Here is a 15,135-nt window from a genome sequence, read left to right on the forward strand (position 1 = left end):
CGTATCAGGTTTTAGCGTAGCGAGGCGAGTGCGCGTTCCATCTTGGCCAGCTCATCCAGAGCGGGCGCCACAGATCCGGCGATAATCTCATTTGGCGCAAACTTGCCGTCCACAATATGTGCGCCAATCATCGGGATCATAACCTGCTCGGTGATTGGTACCATTTTCAGCGCCGAAAGCACTGGCTTCAACTGCTGCACAGCACGGAGGCCAGCGGAGATACCGCCGTATGAAACAAAGCTGACCGGCTTGTACGCCCACTCTTTAAATAGATAGTCAATCGCGTTCTTAAGCGGCGCCGGGTAGCCGTGATCATACTCGGGCACAACAAAAACGAATGCATCCGAGCGTTCCACAATATTTGCCCAACGCTTAGTGTGTTCGTGCTGGTAGGCCTGCATTATGGGATGATTCGGCTCGTCCATAAGCGGCAGGTTCAGCTCCGCCAGGTCGGTAACCTCAACCTCAAATGCGCCGTGTTTACGCGCCTCCTCCGCAAACCATTCGGCCACGATTGGGCTCACTCGACTGGGGCGAACACTTGAAACAACAACCTGCAATACCGGCTTAGACATTCCTGTTCCTCTCAAAACGAATGCGGTTCTGTTCAAATTTAAACTAACTCGCTCGAAGTGGCATCACGAGTCCAGGCGACAGTAGCACTCCCAACACAACCATGCTCATTTCACATCTCACGACCGGGGTGTGAAAGTTAATGCACGTTCCAGCTTTCTCGACCCAAATATCTCTCTTTAAGGCATAGCTTTTCGGTAGAGTCTTGGCTATGACGAGTTCCGGATCACAAATCGAATTCCTCTCTGATGGCGAAGGCCTCATTATCTTCAGTCAGGATGAGGATTTAGAAGAGTTCGATAACCGTGATGGGTTTTCCGTTTCAAAGGTTTCTCCCCAAGTCCTATTTCGCGCTCAGAATGTTTTCTCCACATTCAGCGAATTTCAAGTGCGCTCAAGCCGCTACGTGAAACTCAGCCCGGAGTCAGCGAAGCTTATGAGGCAACGCGTCACCAAAGGGCCCGTGAGAGGAGCGTTTCGGCGCGGTGATTTCAATCTTGCCGGAAACCCGGGTCAGTTTTTCGACAAATTGAGATACGAAGTACTGGCACCTTGGCCCCGGCATTCGTGACTGCGGGAGCTAGCCTAATCGCGCAAGCAACTATCGAAGCAAAGCTCGACACGCTTCTGCGACAGAGCAAAGTGGAGTCTTTGGGAGAACTCGAAGGCATCTCGAATGCTCTCAAAGAAGTTGAAGATTACTACCGAACAAATAACAGTGTTTCAGTAACCAAATGGTTAACGATCAGCCACCTAGGCGCCTCCCTCCACACCATGGAAACTACCGCGCTTGAGCAGATATCGAGTTTGGTGGAACAACTGGCGGCAGGCCAAGGTAACTCGAAGAAAACAGCCGAATCTTTCCAGAGCCTAGATGAGAACCTTTCATTCTGGCTCGGTAATCTTGGCTGGAGTATTTGGCTACATGACCGGTTTTATGTCTTGGAGATCGCACACGCACAAGAATTCGAACCCGACCACTTCGACGGCTACCACGCTTCAATCCAAAGAACCCGTCAGGAAAGAATCGAATCTGTAGCCTGTCGGTTACTGAGAATGAACGATTCTATTCGTGCCACTGCGAACTTGGGGAACAGTGTTTGGGCCACGCATTACCAACGAACTAGAAAGATAATCGAAGCAGCTAACAGGGCAGAAAGCTCAATTCAGCGTTTTGCCCTTCACGTTAATCTCAGCTTTGAAGAAAAAAGCGAACTTCAAATACGGGGGTGGAAAGAGTCTGTATCGGGTTTTGTAGGCGACTCTGTACAAGCAGTCAACCAAAGCCGCCAGAGAGGTGTGGAGCAGATACAAAAGACTGGTGAACGGTTGCGCACGTACCGCGAGGATAGGACTCTGGCGAAGGCGGACAAGATTAGGGCTCGGCGAAATGCGAATAATAACCCGCCAGATTCCCCTTGATTTGCACCGTTGCCGGTGCTTACTGTCTACTGGCCGCTTTTCTTGGTTACACGAGTTTTCGGGCGCGTACCAGTTCGTCATAGGGGTGCTTTGAGTTTGCGCCTCGTTCAATGACTTCGTATTTCTCGACCGTCCACTTTGGCGACAGATTTTCGAGGACTTCGCGCGCGCTCATAACCTTCGAAAAGTCCGGGCCGTGTCCGCGTGGCTTATCCGGGTCAGGCATGTGGTGCACAAACAGGAGGGTTCCGCCTGGTTTCACGAGCGCACAAACATGATCGAAGAAGTCGGAGCTCTTCTGAATCACGGGGTAGAAGGCACTGACTAGGTCATATTCCCCACTAACTTCGCGAGCGTCAGCGACAATCCAGCGCACATTCACTGAGGCCTTGTGAGCCGCAGTCTCGGCTCGGTCTATAGCAATCTGTGAAATGTCTACGGCACTCACCTGCCAGCCTTGCTGGGCCAGCCAGATCGCGTCTGCCCCCTCGCCCGCCCCAACATCGAGGACGGTACCTGGCTTCATGTCTTCAATTTCTCTGCGTAGGAGAGCGTTGACTTTACCGCTCCACAGGCGCTCTTCCGAGGCGTAACGTGCATTCCATTCCTGCGCTTCAGTACTCACGCGAATAAGGTTATCGAAATCCGCACCCTATAGCGCTAGCCAGCACCCTAAATAAAATTCAACGCGAAATAACGTTAGATATAGATGCTGATGAAAATGCCGTAATAACCCAAGTTATCAAGGGATGCGAAAACAAAACTCCACTTATATTCACCGACACCGAAGGCAAGGTGCAATTATTCCAGTCGAAAGTGTCGGATACGTGCAGTGCAATTCAGGGAACACTAGACGCGTCGGATTTGGATTCTATTTCAGCACGCCTTTGGTTATCGTGTATATCTGATCGGCAAAGCTAGATGTGTCCGAATCGTGTGTAACCACTATCACCGCGGCACCGTCATCAGTAGCTGATCGCAACAAATTCATTACCAATCCGGTAGACTCCTCATCTAGATCTCCCGTGGGCTCGTCTGCTATGACCACCTCAGGTATGTTTATCAATGTGCGCGCAATTATTACACGGCGCGTCTCACCCCCAGATAGTTCCCGCGGGTAAACCTCGCTTAGGCCCTCAATTTGCAAAGCTTTCATTAGTGATTCAGCCCGCGCATTGACGTCGTAAGGTTTTTCTATACCCCGTTCTTTAGCGATCAACGCCGGTAACAAAATATTTTCACGAACGTTAAGACTAGCGATAAGAGTTTCCTGTTGCGTAGCATATCCAATTCTGCTGCCACGCAAAGTCGAAAGCTCAGAATCATCCAAGTCGCCTAAAAGCTGGCCGCATATGCGAACCTGCCCTCTAGTTGGTTGCAACAATCCAGCAAGCATATTAAGCAAGGTGCTCTTCCCGTTGCCGGATCTGCCCTGAATCATTACCATCTGCCCGCTACTAACCTGTAAATTTGCCTCTTCCACAGCGTTAAAATAGCTTCCACGCCGGTAAAACTCGCGGGTTAATCCACTGGCTTGCACAACGACAGAATTCGCCATTTTCCCTCCCTTTACCTTGCCGCACGCAAAGTCAAATAAGTCTCATTTTTCAAGGTTTTACCAGCAGCTATTATCGCTGCGAGTATAGAAATGAGGAGGGCTCCGATTACACAGCAAGCAACTATTACAGACGCTGTTGCAAAACTTATATCAACATAGGGAAGCTCCAACTTGGCACGTATAAGATTGGCAAAGGGATACATTATTACCTCCCCTAATACGCCACCAATCAATCCACCACCCAAGCCGATGAAAAAGCACTCTTTCCCTAGCATAAACATGAGGTTCTTACGAGTCGCTCCCATTATTCGTAATGATGCCAATTCCTTTTTACGTTCACCTACGGATGTGGCCACAACTGCTACCAAAACTATCAGGCCAACCAACCAAAACATTGCAACTATCAACCAAATGTAACCGATTATAGTTATTGCATTAGCCTTTACCTGCGATGCCATTCCCGCAGAGGAAACTACACCCACATGTTGCATTTTATTGGCCAAAGCATCCCCTACGGCTTCTGCCGGATAGTTCGGATCAACTTTTACCAAGATAGACGAAATTGCTCTACCGTTTGGAGGGTTGTGAATATACTCCACTTGCGAAGAATATTTAAACATTTTCTCCACTGTGTTTTGATTTACGAACACAACGGTGTCATACGAAGTTCCTGTGCGCGCTAACTTAGCAGCAACATGCCAAAACTCATTAAAAAGACGCACCTGCCCATTTGGGTCAGCAAACACGTCAGCGCCTACTATAACTTCGTCATCTTTAAGCTCACCAGCATACTCAGTGGCTATCCACGGTTGCACTACAAAGTCGGTTTTTGGGTTGAATCCAATGATCTGTACATCCACCGCGCAACAGCCAGCATCAAGTGAGGTCAAGTAGGTTTCAGGGGTTGCAGCTTTAACTCCCTCTACCTTACGTACCTCTTCCAATATAGAGTCATCGTTAAAATAAAATTTTTCTTTGGATTTACCAAGTAGAAAGCTTTCGGCTGCCTGCTGGTGTTCGTTTGGAAACACAATCAGATCAGCCCCCATGCGTTCCTCCATAGCAGAAAACCCTCGGCTAAGAGCTAATGACATGAAGGTACCGGAGAAAAAAATAACACTTAAAACAATTACTGTGATTGAAAGACCTAACGTGCGTCCCGAGTAATATTTAAGATTTTCCTGTGGAAGCTTTCGTAGCCCGACACCTACCGACGAACTTTTTCCTGCCATGGAACAACCCTTCTTGAGTGCCTATTTACAGTGTTTACGCACTTTTATTTCGCGATCTTTTCACTACGGCAGTCAAACCATATAGCCACAAGCGCACACAGCAACGCCAAAACGCTCACTATTACGAGAGTTGGCAACATTACCTGCCTGCAATGCATGGTTGGCATATCACATACGCCTATGAGCAACGTAACCACTAATATTTCCAATACCGCAGTGGCTGCTACTGAGATATTTAGGCCAATGCGTGTTGGAGCCTTTACTAAGAAGTTAATAAGACCCAGTACGGCTATCATGGCGCCAATACCGAGCGAGGCTTTAGCGCTCCAGTGACAAGCCATCATCGGATGGTCACCATGAATTGGACAAGGCTGAGCGATTGTCATAGGCGCTATCGCTATCATCGTTCCAAAAAGAACTGCTGGGATTCCAGCGATATATTTGTTTTTCATGTGTCTCTTACTTCTACTTCAGTGTCGATTAGAAACGCATTGTGCGAGTCTAAGGCTTCACCCGTCGCGAGCCAAGGCTATAATAACCTGTTAGGTAAGCCTTACCAATGTCTTTACGGTGTTTGGTGCGAATCTAAATGCTCATAAAAATAGCTTTCCCCTGCAAATAAACACATCACACACCAGCTCGCCCCCAGCAAGCTACGCTTTTCACTTCACACACGATACTGTAAAGACCACTTAACCATTTGAGGATTAAAATCCCATGCTGGTTAATTACCTCGCGCTTTGCTCACCAGCACTGCTCGTATTGTAGGATGATTTTAGGGATGCCTGGTCGTCAAGTTTATGCAAAAGGGTTTTCACGATCGGCTTGCGGGTGCTTTTTATCTGACGCACCCTGGAGTGTCCTAGGTTTTTAGGTCCAGGTGACTTGAGTGTGGTCCATTGATACCCCGCCACTAGGTGGGGAGAATGGAGCAATGGTGAAAAAGTTCAGTAAACACGCGCCCGAACAAATTGTTCGCAAGCTCGACAAAGCGCGAGAGTTGAGGGAATCAGGATCGACGACAGCTCAGACTTCAATCTTCTTGTGCGGTGCAAATTCGGAATATGCCAGCCTATCTAATACCGCTGTATTTAACAGTGTTTTAAATCAGCATTACACCCAAAACTAAAAGCTTTTTATTGAGTCCTAACTCGCTGTGCTTCCAGCCACTGCTGCACTCCCGGATGAGCAGTAATCTGCAAATTAGGACTAGCTAGCACCCGACCATCTGCCGTGAAAAAAACCGTGTCTATGTGCTGTTGAGTCGCATCCAAATCCATAGCTCTTTCCAAACCCAACACTAAGAACGCGGTTGCCCAAGCCTCACACTCCATACCATCAGCCGCACAAACTAAAACGGCAACAAGGTCCGTAAATGCCGGTTTTCCAGTACTTGGATCTAAAACATGGCTAACGCGCTTACCCGAACCTATTCGCGTAGCTGTATCAGCACTAACAGAAAGCGCCGGATGAGTAAGCAACAAGTGCCCAAACTCTTCTAATCCCTCCCAAGGGCTTTGCAGGCCAACGCATACTGGGTCACCCGCAATCGAAATAGAGGAGGAACCAAATGACACCACCACGTTTTTCCCCCCCTTAGAAACTACCAAATCACGCACCTGATCTGCCGCATACCCCTTGGCGATACCTCCAAAATCAATTATGGAATCACTAAGCTCAAATTCTCTATTCGCCCTTTCAGCCACCAATTTTTTCCAAACATGCATTTGACGGCCCAAAAACGGGTAAAATGCGCCTTGAGTCAAATTCGCGAATTTTACGGATGCTTCCATGACTCGTGCCAGATCGGAAGAAAACCGATTTGCTTGCAATATATCTTCCAATCGGAAAAGTAATTCAGCTCCAGCATCATGATTTTCCAAACCAACTTCCGCGCTCTCTGCCAAGCTGTAAACGTTGGAAGAATGAAAGAGGGAGCTTCTGAATTTTTTCAAAATATCTTCCGAACCAGCATTTAAAATACGGCTAAGTGCGACCACCTGCGAAGTTTGCTTAAATATGCTAAGCCTATTTTCTAGTTCCCTAACTCGTTGACGAATAAGACGCTGAATTTCTTCAACATTCCCCGCCGGTTCCCAAGTGGCGCACACCAACGTACCCATAGCGGGAAAGCTACATGAACCATGCCCGATCACTCAGATTACCGGGTCTTACTTTTCGGCGCCAGCGTTAAGCACGGCGTCTTCAACCGCCTGCATGAATAATCTGTGTGAAAGAGATCCACCAGCGATGCGCTCAACCTGATTTTGATCCGACGTCTCCTGGAACTTTTGCACATAGCTATTTTCGTGCTTTATCGCGTCTTGCGCTCTTTGATAAAAAATCGGATCATGTGCTTTGCCATCGGTTCCCAAACCATAATCTTCATCATGGGGCGTACCATCAGCATCCTTTACTAAAAAGTTTGCCTTAGTGACTTTTCCTCCACTAATTGTGAAATTCACTGTGCCGTAAGAACCATCAGCTTCTTTTTGTGAAACTCCTTCATATTCCCCATCTGGCAAAGTGTTTGCAGCCGGCACATCGGCCGAGCATCCGCCAAGTACTGCAACTCCCACAATCGCTGCTATAGCTAACAATCGGGAACTTCCCATAAGGCCCTCCAAGTTTTCTAACTTTTAAATATTTGGCATTTTGTGATTATTCGGTTCCTGTTAATAAGTTTCACTGAAACGTAATTCTTTTATAGGAGAATCGGCCAGATCGGTAACCTCTTGGGCAATTCGCCCGTGCTCTAAAATTATTTGTCGCTGCCCTTGTGCAGCCACTTCGGCATCATGCGTTACCACTACCAAAGTTGTTCCCTCTTCATGCAGGCGATGAAAGAAATCTATAACTATTTTTTCATTAGTCTCATCTAAATTTCCGGTGGGTTCATCAGCGAGTATCACGGCCGGACGATTTATCAAAGCTCTGGCCACACAAACACGCTGTTGCTCCCCTCCAGAAAGTTCATGAGGTAGATGCGTAGCTCTGTCTTTCATCCCCACCTGTTCCAGTGCTTCAAGCGCTTCCTGCTCATCAGGAACCGAATGATAGTACTGCGCCAACATCACGTTTTCCACAGCGGTTAGGTGTTTAACAAGATGGAACTGTTGGAACACTAGGCCGATTTTATGACGGCGCACATCTGCCAGCTCCACCTCGCCCATTTTATCTAGGCGGTCGCCTTCTAAAAGAACCTCACCCGAAGTGGGGGAATCCAAACAACCCAAAATATTCATCAGGGTCGATTTCCCCGAACCAGATGGGCCCACTATGGAAAGCCATTGACCACGCGGAATTTCCAAGCTCACGTTGTCGAGTGCCGCAAGATCGCCGTAGTGCCGACTAGCCGAGCGTACTGAATATATAGAATCTGCGGGCATTATTCTCCCCCTAGAACTTGTGAAGGATCTATTTTGGTGATTCTGCGTGCTGGTATCAAACAGCCCAGCATCGCTATGACTATTGAAAATATGAGTGTTATTGGCACGACCCACCAATTTATATTCAGGTTTATGGCAAACACACGGCGTGATATTTCCGCTGCGATCCACACCCCTGTAGCTGCACCTAACGTCCCCCCGAATACTCCCAGCATAAGCGATTCTCCTACGAATTCGCGCATAACATCACCGGGCAGTGCACCAAGAGCCTTCTTCAATCCGATTTCCTTGGAGCGTTCCGAAATTATCGAATTAAGAGTTGTGGAAACCGCTATCAAGGTGAGCAGCGATATTATTGCCGAAACTATCCAAATTAAGGTACGCAAAGTGGTGGCGATTCCGGTTTCCGCCTCTGAAATACGGCGCACTACTTGAGCGTCAGCATTTTTTACTTTAGTGTTTATTTGTTTGGCGTATTGCGCAATTACTTTAGAGTCTGCATCTATTGAGTACTCGATGATGTCATAACCACGATCTCCTAAAAATTCACTTAGTGTTTTAGTGCTCATTACTATCTGCTCGTCTTCCGGCCCTCCGGTGTGAATAATTCCAGAAACCTTCATCTGTTTAGAGACCGCATTTTCAGACGTGGGTTGCATCAGACCAACCTCATCCCCAATTGAGAAACGATAACGCGTAGCCACATCTGCGCCCACCAAGAATTCATCATCATTAGCAGGCATTTTCCCATCTAAGTTCCAATATGGGCGGACACCTTGCACAGCGTCCAAATCCGTTGCCATTACCTGCAATGGCTGCTGATTGTATAGTAGGTTTCCATACTGGTATCCGGCGCGTTTAAGTACGCTGTTGCCAACTATGGAATCAGTTTCCTGCAATGTGCCATCCGTAAGGTTTTCTGAAGAATCAGGCAATATAACCATATTGGCACCAAACGCACGCAACTCCTTACTCATTTGGGCCGGAACAGTGAAGGCCACCAAACCCAATGCGGCCAAAGTTGTACCCCCCACCGCTATTGACAGGGAGGCAATGAAAACACGGGTAATCCGATTTAAAAACGCCTTCCAGATCATGCGCAAATACATCGCAGTATGCTTATTCTTCACGGTTACCTCCCGTGCAACACTTGGGCCGGCTGCACACGTACCAGTGAACGGATGGCAGGCAAAGATCCCAAAAGTACGGTTACAAACACAATTAACGCCATTAGAGGGGCCACAATTGGCCGCATAGCTATAGCGGATCCAAAAACAATGTGTCCGATTAGTTGAGCCAATCCGAAACCTAAAGCAAATCCAACAACTCCGCCAAACAACCCAACGATAAGAACCTCTGCCAACATGAGTCGAATAATTTCTCGGTTTCGTGCACCTATAGCCTTCATTAAACCAATTTCACGTGAACGCTCCATAACCGAAGCGAACACCAAATTCGCAATCCCTAAAGACGATCCAATCACTGCAAATAGGGCAACAAAAGCCATGATAAGCTCAGTTTTATTAAGGATCTCCCCCTCAGTATCTGCAACTTGACGTACGGGCTTAGCCACTGCGTTGGTCATAACTTCCTCTATCTGATAGGCAATAGAGGAAACATAGGCCGTGCAATACCATGTTTCCCACTCGTCCAAAGTGAGCAATGTAGGATCTTCAGCAGCTTTACGAGACAGATCATTATCCGGCGTAGTAATTGCGCGTACCTCTACCCGATCAACCTCATTATCCCGCCCGGTAAGCTGTTGAACCAGATCAAGATCTGCATATATTTGCGAATCTTCTGCATCTCCGCCCGTAAAAATTCCGGAAATAACCACATCGACAACATCACCGTTTTTATCACGAATTTGTAAAGTATCGTCAACTTTCCAATCATTCTTTGTGGCAATACGGGAACCCACTATTACCTCTTTAGGCGTCTTTCCCCAAGTTCCCTCCCATTTCCACCATTCCCGCATGCCGTCCATACCCGTCATAACCTTTTCTCCGGTTGGAATGGCGAGTTCTTTATCAAACCAGGTACCCCGCACCTGCTCTTCTTTACCGTCTACTTCAAGCTTTGTTTCCAAATAGGGAGTGAAGTTTTCAATATTGTACGTCCAAAATATGGTTTTCATATTCGGTAATTCATCTTCCCGCAGCGCGCCGCCGCCCTGCTCGGAAGAGTCAATATTGTACAAATCCGCGGCCATTGCCCTACCTTGGGGAAGAACCTGCAAATTAGAACCATAAGAGCTGAGTTCTTCTTGCACTTTATCTCCAACATCAAACATCACCGCCAGCATCGATGTTGTAAGGGAAGCACCCAACATTACTGTCACAGCTATCATCAGGCGTTTAACTGCCTGCCTACGCAACGCGCGGGCTATCATAATCCAGAAAAACATATCAGCTAAACACCTTCTCGTGGCTTTCTAACTCTTCAGCGAAAAACTTTAAGCGAGTATCTTCCACCTCATATTTGATTGGGATCGGGTTGCAACCGCCGGGGAATCCAATGGTTTGCACGTTCATCATCACGTCACACTTAGAACAAATTATTTTTCCCTTATCTTCGTAATATCCCGAATCTCCGCAAATTTCACAGGCATCTAAACCTACGCCAAAAGCGACCTCATTTTTACGCACCACCAAAAATCTAACTTCCACTCCGTTTGCTGTTTTGTACCCAAAACGATGTAGGTGACCATCAGAAACCAGCAGACGATCCACGTATACAAAATCGCCTTCCAAGGTCGTGGCTTCCAAATCTGTTAGTTCAGGAACATACTCTGAGCGTCTCTTTCCATCCGTCAACGACCAGGCAAACGCAATTGCAAGGACCGAAGATAAACCAAAAAATTGACGGCGGCTTATGGTGTCTGCTTTTTGTAAACGGCGCTCTGCAGGATTATGTGGAGGTTTTTTAACCTGCGTCCACAGCGCTATAAAACCAGGGAAAGCAATTAGAAACACTAGTATCAGCTGAGTCATCGCCTCATTGCGTTGAATCCACAAAACTATGTCAAATAGGCCGGGGAAAGACGGCACTATCCGCCTCGTAGCGAACTGTTGATACAGCAAAATCATGCGGGGCAGTATCATCGCCATGAAAACTACCGAAGTGACTAGGGTGCGCACCCACCAAGGAACTTTTTTCGCACATTGGACATATCCCCAACAGGCAACCACCGCCAAAATTGTTCCTAAAGAAAACCCGGCCAAACGTAAAAGGGAGGCGGTTTCAAAAACTGATCCACCCGTGTGCACAATCGAATCGGTGGAATAAAAATATGGAACCGCATAGTAAAGAGCAGAGGTACATATAGCCAATATCGCGGTTACGGTCAGCCCCCGGTGGCGCATTCCCTGGTTTATATCATGCAAATCCCTATCGCCAAACAACCAAAGCATTACCAAAAACGCGAACATGGTAATAAACAGCGCGATTCCCGCCCAGGCGGTAAAAACAGGAATATCAACGTGCGGGGTGTTCAACCGCAACCATGTGAAAACACCCGCGCCCAAAAGGCCAATAGCGGTTGAAGCAAAAGTTAGTTTGGCAACCGTTTGTCGCTCCATAGGTGCATGAGCTCGGCTGGCTACCAAAATACTCACCGCTAGACACAAAGGAAGCGCCGTTTGAATTGAAACAATGAACAATTCCAACATGTAAATCCCTGCAAAAAGTTAAAAATAGCTACTAGATTATTTAGTTAAAATAACCGATCATGAAACTGTACATAAGTGTGAGAGCTCGGCGGCAATGCCCCGAGCTCTCACACGCGGTTAGCTTAAAGCAGCTGGCCGTCCCACTTCCAGTTTTCGAAAGTGAACTTCAGTGGCTCGGTCCAGAAACGCCCGTCAACAGCGGAGGTATCTTTTCCAGTGTGCAGCATGAACTTGTCAGCAGGTGAAGGAATCTCAACTTCAACACGGTACTCGCCCGGTTCCAGCTTGATGTTATTTCCGTAGTGCGGGCCGTCAGAAGCCACCATGGGCATCATCGTCCCTAAATCCTTGACCAAGCCACCCGTGGCCTGATCATAAATTTTCACGTTTATCTCCAAGTAAGGCATGAACTGATCGGCTTCATAACCGATTTCAGCAGCCTTCTCATTGGTAGCAACGTCAACTTCGAAGTGCATGTCAGATTCGGAAGCCGGCGGTACTAGCACCGAGCCTTGCTCCATGTCGATTGCCTGGAAGTAAACCAAATCAACAGTTAACGGACCACTGGTCTGCGGGCCTGAATCGCCAACCGGAATTTCGTTAATTCCTACTGCCTGCCCTTTTTCAGCAGAGCTCGTCTTTTCGTCGGCGGTAGTCTGCACAGAAGTACCCTTTTCATCCTTGGGCTTGTCACCAGAATCATTCGAGCAACCAGCAAGACTCAAGGTAAGCGCGAATGCCGCTCCAAGAGCAACCATTGCTTTCTTGATCTTCATTTATTTTTCCTTTCGTGTTTCGGGATTTCCCGGCCAAAATTGGAGATGTTAGAACTGATGTAACGTTACTGACTAAACAGAAGTTGTATCTTTCACCGATCTTTGTTCGTTATTTGCTGCGCTAGCACAGCTCTCCCGTTTTGTGTTTTTGCTGATGCGATATTGCACAACAGCCAAAATTATGAGAATTACAACCACAATTGCCTGTGCCACCAAAGTCTGAACCGTTGGGTAAAGACCAAGCACAGCTATTTCCGGTACGCCCGGAACATCAGTTGTATGCAGCCAAGTTGCATCCTGGAACTCTTTAGCAGCGCCACCCGCAATGGTAACTGCCAACATGCCCAACAGAACCGAAGTCCACCGGAAGAACTTCCTGATTGGTAGACGAACTCCAAATACCCACACCAGTAGGAATAGGATTATCAAAATGACTAGTGCAACTCCCACCCCAAGCCAAATGAATGCGTAATCCGAACCGGAACGCGCCGCGGTGAGTATAGGAGAGAAGAACAATATGGTTTCCGCGCCCTCACGCAATACCGCCAGGAACGCAACCAAGGCTAGTCCGAATACGCCACCCGACTGAGTCTTAGATCCGGCAACAGATTGCATGTACTCATTCCATTTGGCCCCATGAGACTTGGAGAAGATCCAGTTGGAAACGTATATGAGCATCAGCACCGCAGCAATACCGGTAAAGCCCTCGATCAACTCTTGTGCCAACCCTGAAACGTTTGATGTGAGGCGAGCCAGCACTATAGCGATCATTACCGACAAAACGATGGCTGCGACCACGCCGACTATGATTCCAGCTACCTGATCCTTACGCTTTGCCTTCATAGCATAGGTAATAACAGCAGCCACAACCAGGAGGGCTTCAGCACCCTCACGCAGCAGAATTAGGAACGAGGCAAAGAATCCCTTCCACCCAAGTCCCTCATTGGAACCAGCCAGCTTGTCCAGCTCAGTGGCGTCCTCATTCACCATTGACTTTAAGTTTTCAGCTATCTTGACAACTTCATCGTGTGCCAATCCGCCACGAATTCCCTGACGCAGATCTCGGAATCCGTTTTCAACTTCAGAAACTCGCCCCTGCCCTATGTAGGAGATTGTTGCCTTCTCTAGCCCCTCGGCTTCATAGTGTTGTAAGTAGGCAGCGGTAGCGTGCTTGTAGCCCTTATCCACATCACCCGCGCCGTACTCTTTAACAGAGGTGTCAATATTTTCCACGATTGCTTGGGCTACCCTAGTCCACTGATCTGAAATAGTCTTAGTGGTGGCAAGTTCGGCAACGTCTTTATTTAGATGGTCAATGGCAGTTTTTACCGCTTGTTCGACCTCGTCTTGAGGTGCCCCCTCATTGGAAAGCGTGCGCACGTTTAGCAAAACTGCAACAAAGTCTTCTTGCCTATCCCGCCCGAGCCTGTGGCGAATTTGATCTTCAAGGCCGGAAACCTGGTAAATATCATAGTAAGCTTTTCTGATGGAGTGTTGAACTGCCTTAGAATCTCCCGAAGCATACTCGGCAGGAATACCCTCCAGGTACTCTTCCATTTTTGTTACTACCGGCTGCCAATCCTCTTCTTCTTGTGCATTCGCCGTAAGAGACGAAGAAAGAGCGAAGAACACTCCCACAAAGAGGAAAATCGCTAAAATCTTCGATATTCGCGCGCCCGATGCACTGCTAGGCGAAAACGCCATCATTCGCCCTCCAGCTTTTGTTAGCCTAACCTAATGACCAGTATGAGCATACGCGCTACCACTTTAATTGCGCAAGGCCGGCATGTTGAAAATAGGATCTTTGAGAACAAGTTCTCAAGGGATACTCCAAATGAACCGCGAGTTCAAGAAGCAGTTCGGCATCTCCATCCCCCTCATCCCCTTGAAAGAAACAGGTTAGATCCACGCTGGTAACGCCACGCGCCTAGACTGGGACGAGGCCTGCCCGAACAACGGCGAAGACGAGATCTACCTGATCGGCAACCCACCATATGTGGGATCGAGCATGCAGACCACAGAGCAGAAGGCGGATTACCCGGTGGTTTTCGGTAGCTCCAAGTACCCGAAGAAGCTCGACTACATTTCTCTCTGGTTTATCAAGGGCGCCGCTACATCTCCGGCACCCGTGCCGAGCTGGCCTTTGTTTCTACCAACTCCATTACCCAGGGCGAACACGTCGGTCTTCTGTCCCCCCCTGCTTCACGAACAAGACGTAGAGATCGGGTACGCCTATACCTCATTTAAATGGGGGAATAATGCCAAGTTCAACGCCGGCGTCACGGTTGTGGTTGTAAGCCTGCGTCCCATCTCCAATGCGCCCATATATTTCCATGAGGATATTCGCACAAACGTATCCCAAATAAATGGATACTTATTAGATGCACCGTGTGTATACGTTGGGCCTCGACCGCGCCCGTTGAGCTCAGAGCTACCAAAATAATAAAAGGCTCTCAGACTACGTATGGGGGGGGGAAAAAATCACCTACTCACGGTGCCGGAGAAAGAGCACCT

At 48.0% G+C, this 15,135-nt stretch carries 16 protein-coding genes; 3 read left to right on the plus strand and 13 right to left on the minus strand.

Annotated features, from left to right (window positions below; translation table 11 throughout):
- Positions 1-11 precede the first annotated feature (11 nt).
- Positions 12-575 (minus strand): NADPH-dependent FMN reductase, encoded by a 564-nt coding sequence (locus BQ7114_RS00840; protein ID WP_072340676.1) that lies wholly within the window; start codon positions 573-575, stop codon positions 12-14.
- Between the two features lie 209 nt (positions 576-784).
- Here BQ7114_RS00840 and BQ7114_RS00845 point away from each other — a divergent pair, with 209 nt between their 5' ends.
- Together BQ7114_RS00845 and BQ7114_RS00850 are read left to right on the plus strand one after the other, a co-directional pair.
- The gene (locus BQ7114_RS00845) at positions 785-1,144 is read left to right on the plus strand and encodes a hypothetical protein (RefSeq protein WP_072340679.1); all 360 of its coding nucleotides are present in this window, start codon (positions 785-787) and stop codon (positions 1,142-1,144) included.
- Positions 1,141-1,995 (plus strand): hypothetical protein, encoded by an 855-nt coding sequence (locus tag BQ7114_RS00850; RefSeq protein ID WP_072340681.1) that lies wholly within the window; start codon positions 1,141-1,143, stop codon positions 1,993-1,995. Before BQ7114_RS00845 ends, BQ7114_RS00850 begins: the two co-directional genes overlap by 4 nt.
- 46 nt (positions 1,996-2,041) lie before the next feature.
- Here BQ7114_RS00850 and BQ7114_RS00855 read toward each other — a convergent pair whose 3' ends face one another.
- From BQ7114_RS00855 to BQ7114_RS00915, 12 genes are all read right to left on the minus strand, one after another.
- On the minus strand, positions 2,042-2,620 hold the full coding sequence (locus tag BQ7114_RS00855; protein WP_072340684.1) for a class I SAM-dependent methyltransferase: 579 nt from the start codon (positions 2,618-2,620) through the stop codon (positions 2,042-2,044).
- A gap of 246 nt (positions 2,621-2,866) precedes the next feature.
- Entirely contained in the window at positions 2,867-3,553 is a 687-nt protein-coding gene (locus tag BQ7114_RS00860; protein WP_070620975.1) for an ABC transporter ATP-binding protein, read from the minus strand.
- 11 nt (positions 3,554-3,564) lie between these two features.
- Positions 3,565-4,785, minus strand: coding sequence for an ABC transporter permease (locus BQ7114_RS00865; protein WP_016444857.1), 1,221 nt, complete (start codon positions 4,783-4,785; stop codon positions 3,565-3,567).
- Between the two features lie 44 nt (positions 4,786-4,829).
- Positions 4,830-5,237, minus strand: a complete 408-nt coding sequence (locus tag BQ7114_RS00870; RefSeq protein ID WP_034509278.1) for a DUF4418 family protein — start codon at positions 5,235-5,237, stop codon at positions 4,830-4,832.
- Between the two features lie 684 nt (positions 5,238-5,921).
- Positions 5,922-6,908 carry an FAD:protein FMN transferase gene (locus BQ7114_RS00880; RefSeq protein ID WP_072340687.1) on the minus strand — a complete coding sequence of 329 codons (987 nt, stop codon included), beginning with the start codon at positions 6,906-6,908 and terminating at the stop codon, positions 5,922-5,924.
- A 48-nt stretch (positions 6,909-6,956) separates the two neighbouring features.
- On the minus strand, positions 6,957-7,364 hold the full coding sequence (locus tag BQ7114_RS00885) for an FMN-binding protein (RefSeq protein WP_230205928.1): 408 nt from the start codon (positions 7,362-7,364) through the stop codon (positions 6,957-6,959).
- 96 nt (positions 7,365-7,460) lie between these two features.
- Positions 7,461-8,174 (minus strand): ABC transporter ATP-binding protein, encoded by a 714-nt coding sequence (locus BQ7114_RS00890; protein WP_072340689.1) that lies wholly within the window; start codon positions 8,172-8,174, stop codon positions 7,461-7,463.
- Entirely contained in the window at positions 8,174-9,304 is a 1,131-nt protein-coding gene (locus BQ7114_RS00895; RefSeq protein ID WP_083431676.1) for an ABC transporter permease, read from the minus strand. The genes BQ7114_RS00890 and BQ7114_RS00895 overlap by 1 nt, the downstream gene beginning before the upstream one ends.
- A 2-nt stretch (positions 9,305-9,306) precedes the next feature.
- Positions 9,307-10,581 carry an ABC transporter permease gene (locus tag BQ7114_RS00900; RefSeq protein WP_016444850.1) on the minus strand — a complete coding sequence of 425 codons (1,275 nt, stop codon included), beginning with the start codon at positions 10,579-10,581 and terminating at the stop codon, positions 9,307-9,309.
- Between the two features lies 1 nt (position 10,582).
- Entirely contained in the window at positions 10,583-11,845 is a 1,263-nt protein-coding gene (locus tag BQ7114_RS00905) for a DUF2318 domain-containing protein (RefSeq protein WP_034509282.1), read from the minus strand.
- 122 nt (positions 11,846-11,967) lie between these two features.
- Positions 11,968-12,621 carry an iron transporter gene (locus BQ7114_RS00910; protein ID WP_186822309.1) on the minus strand — a complete coding sequence of 218 codons (654 nt, stop codon included), beginning with the start codon at positions 12,619-12,621 and terminating at the stop codon, positions 11,968-11,970.
- A 72-nt stretch (positions 12,622-12,693) separates the two neighbouring features.
- Positions 12,694-14,325 (minus strand): FTR1 family iron permease, encoded by a 1,632-nt coding sequence (locus BQ7114_RS00915; RefSeq protein ID WP_230205929.1) that lies wholly within the window; start codon positions 14,323-14,325, stop codon positions 12,694-12,696.
- A 199-nt stretch (positions 14,326-14,524) separates the two neighbouring features.
- Here BQ7114_RS00915 and BQ7114_RS09110 point away from each other — a divergent pair, with 199 nt between their 5' ends.
- Positions 14,525-15,064: a DNA methyltransferase gene (locus tag BQ7114_RS09110; protein WP_407638940.1), complete on the plus strand. Its 540-nt coding sequence runs from the start codon at positions 14,525-14,527 to the stop codon at positions 15,062-15,064.
- Positions 15,065-15,135 lie beyond the last annotated feature (71 nt).

Source organism: Actinomyces urinae (genome assembly GCF_900119695.1).
GTDB classification, from domain to species: domain Bacteria; phylum Actinomycetota; class Actinomycetes; order Actinomycetales; family Actinomycetaceae; genus Gleimia; species Gleimia urinae.

What these genes read in the sequence shown, in the direction of transcription:
- BQ7114_RS00845 (WP_072340679.1), top strand. Translation starts at nt 785, where the DNA reads ATGACGAGTTCCGGATCACAAATCGAATTCCTCTCTGATGGCGAAGGC.
- BQ7114_RS00915 (WP_230205929.1), bottom strand. Translation starts at nt 14,325, where the DNA reads ATGGCGTTTTCGCCTAGCAGTGCATCGGGCGCGCGAATATCGAAGATT.
- BQ7114_RS00905 (WP_034509282.1), bottom strand. Translation starts at nt 11,845, where the DNA reads ATGTTGGAATTGTTCATTGTTTCAATTCAAACGGCGCTTCCTTTGTGT.
- BQ7114_RS00840 (WP_072340676.1), bottom strand. Translation starts at nt 575, where the DNA reads ATGTCTAAGCCGGTATTGCAGGTTGTTGTTTCAAGTGTTCGCCCCAGT.
- BQ7114_RS00880 (WP_072340687.1), bottom strand. Translation starts at nt 6,908, where the DNA reads ATGGGTACGTTGGTGTGCGCCACTTGGGAACCGGCGGGGAATGTTGAA.
- BQ7114_RS00860 (WP_070620975.1), bottom strand. Translation starts at nt 3,553, where the DNA reads ATGGCGAATTCTGTCGTTGTGCAAGCCAGTGGATTAACCCGCGAGTTT.
- BQ7114_RS00865 (WP_016444857.1), bottom strand. Translation starts at nt 4,785, where the DNA reads ATGGCAGGAAAAAGTTCGTCGGTAGGTGTCGGGCTACGAAAGCTTCCA.
- BQ7114_RS00910 (WP_186822309.1), bottom strand. Translation starts at nt 12,621, where the DNA reads ATGAAGATCAAGAAAGCAATGGTTGCTCTTGGAGCGGCATTCGCGCTT.
- BQ7114_RS00870 (WP_034509278.1), bottom strand. Translation starts at nt 5,237, where the DNA reads ATGAAAAACAAATATATCGCTGGAATCCCAGCAGTTCTTTTTGGAACG.
- BQ7114_RS00900 (WP_016444850.1), bottom strand. Translation starts at nt 10,581, where the DNA reads ATGTTTTTCTGGATTATGATAGCCCGCGCGTTGCGTAGGCAGGCAGTT.
- BQ7114_RS00890 (WP_072340689.1), bottom strand. Translation starts at nt 8,174, where the DNA reads ATGCCCGCAGATTCTATATATTCAGTACGCTCGGCTAGTCGGCACTAC.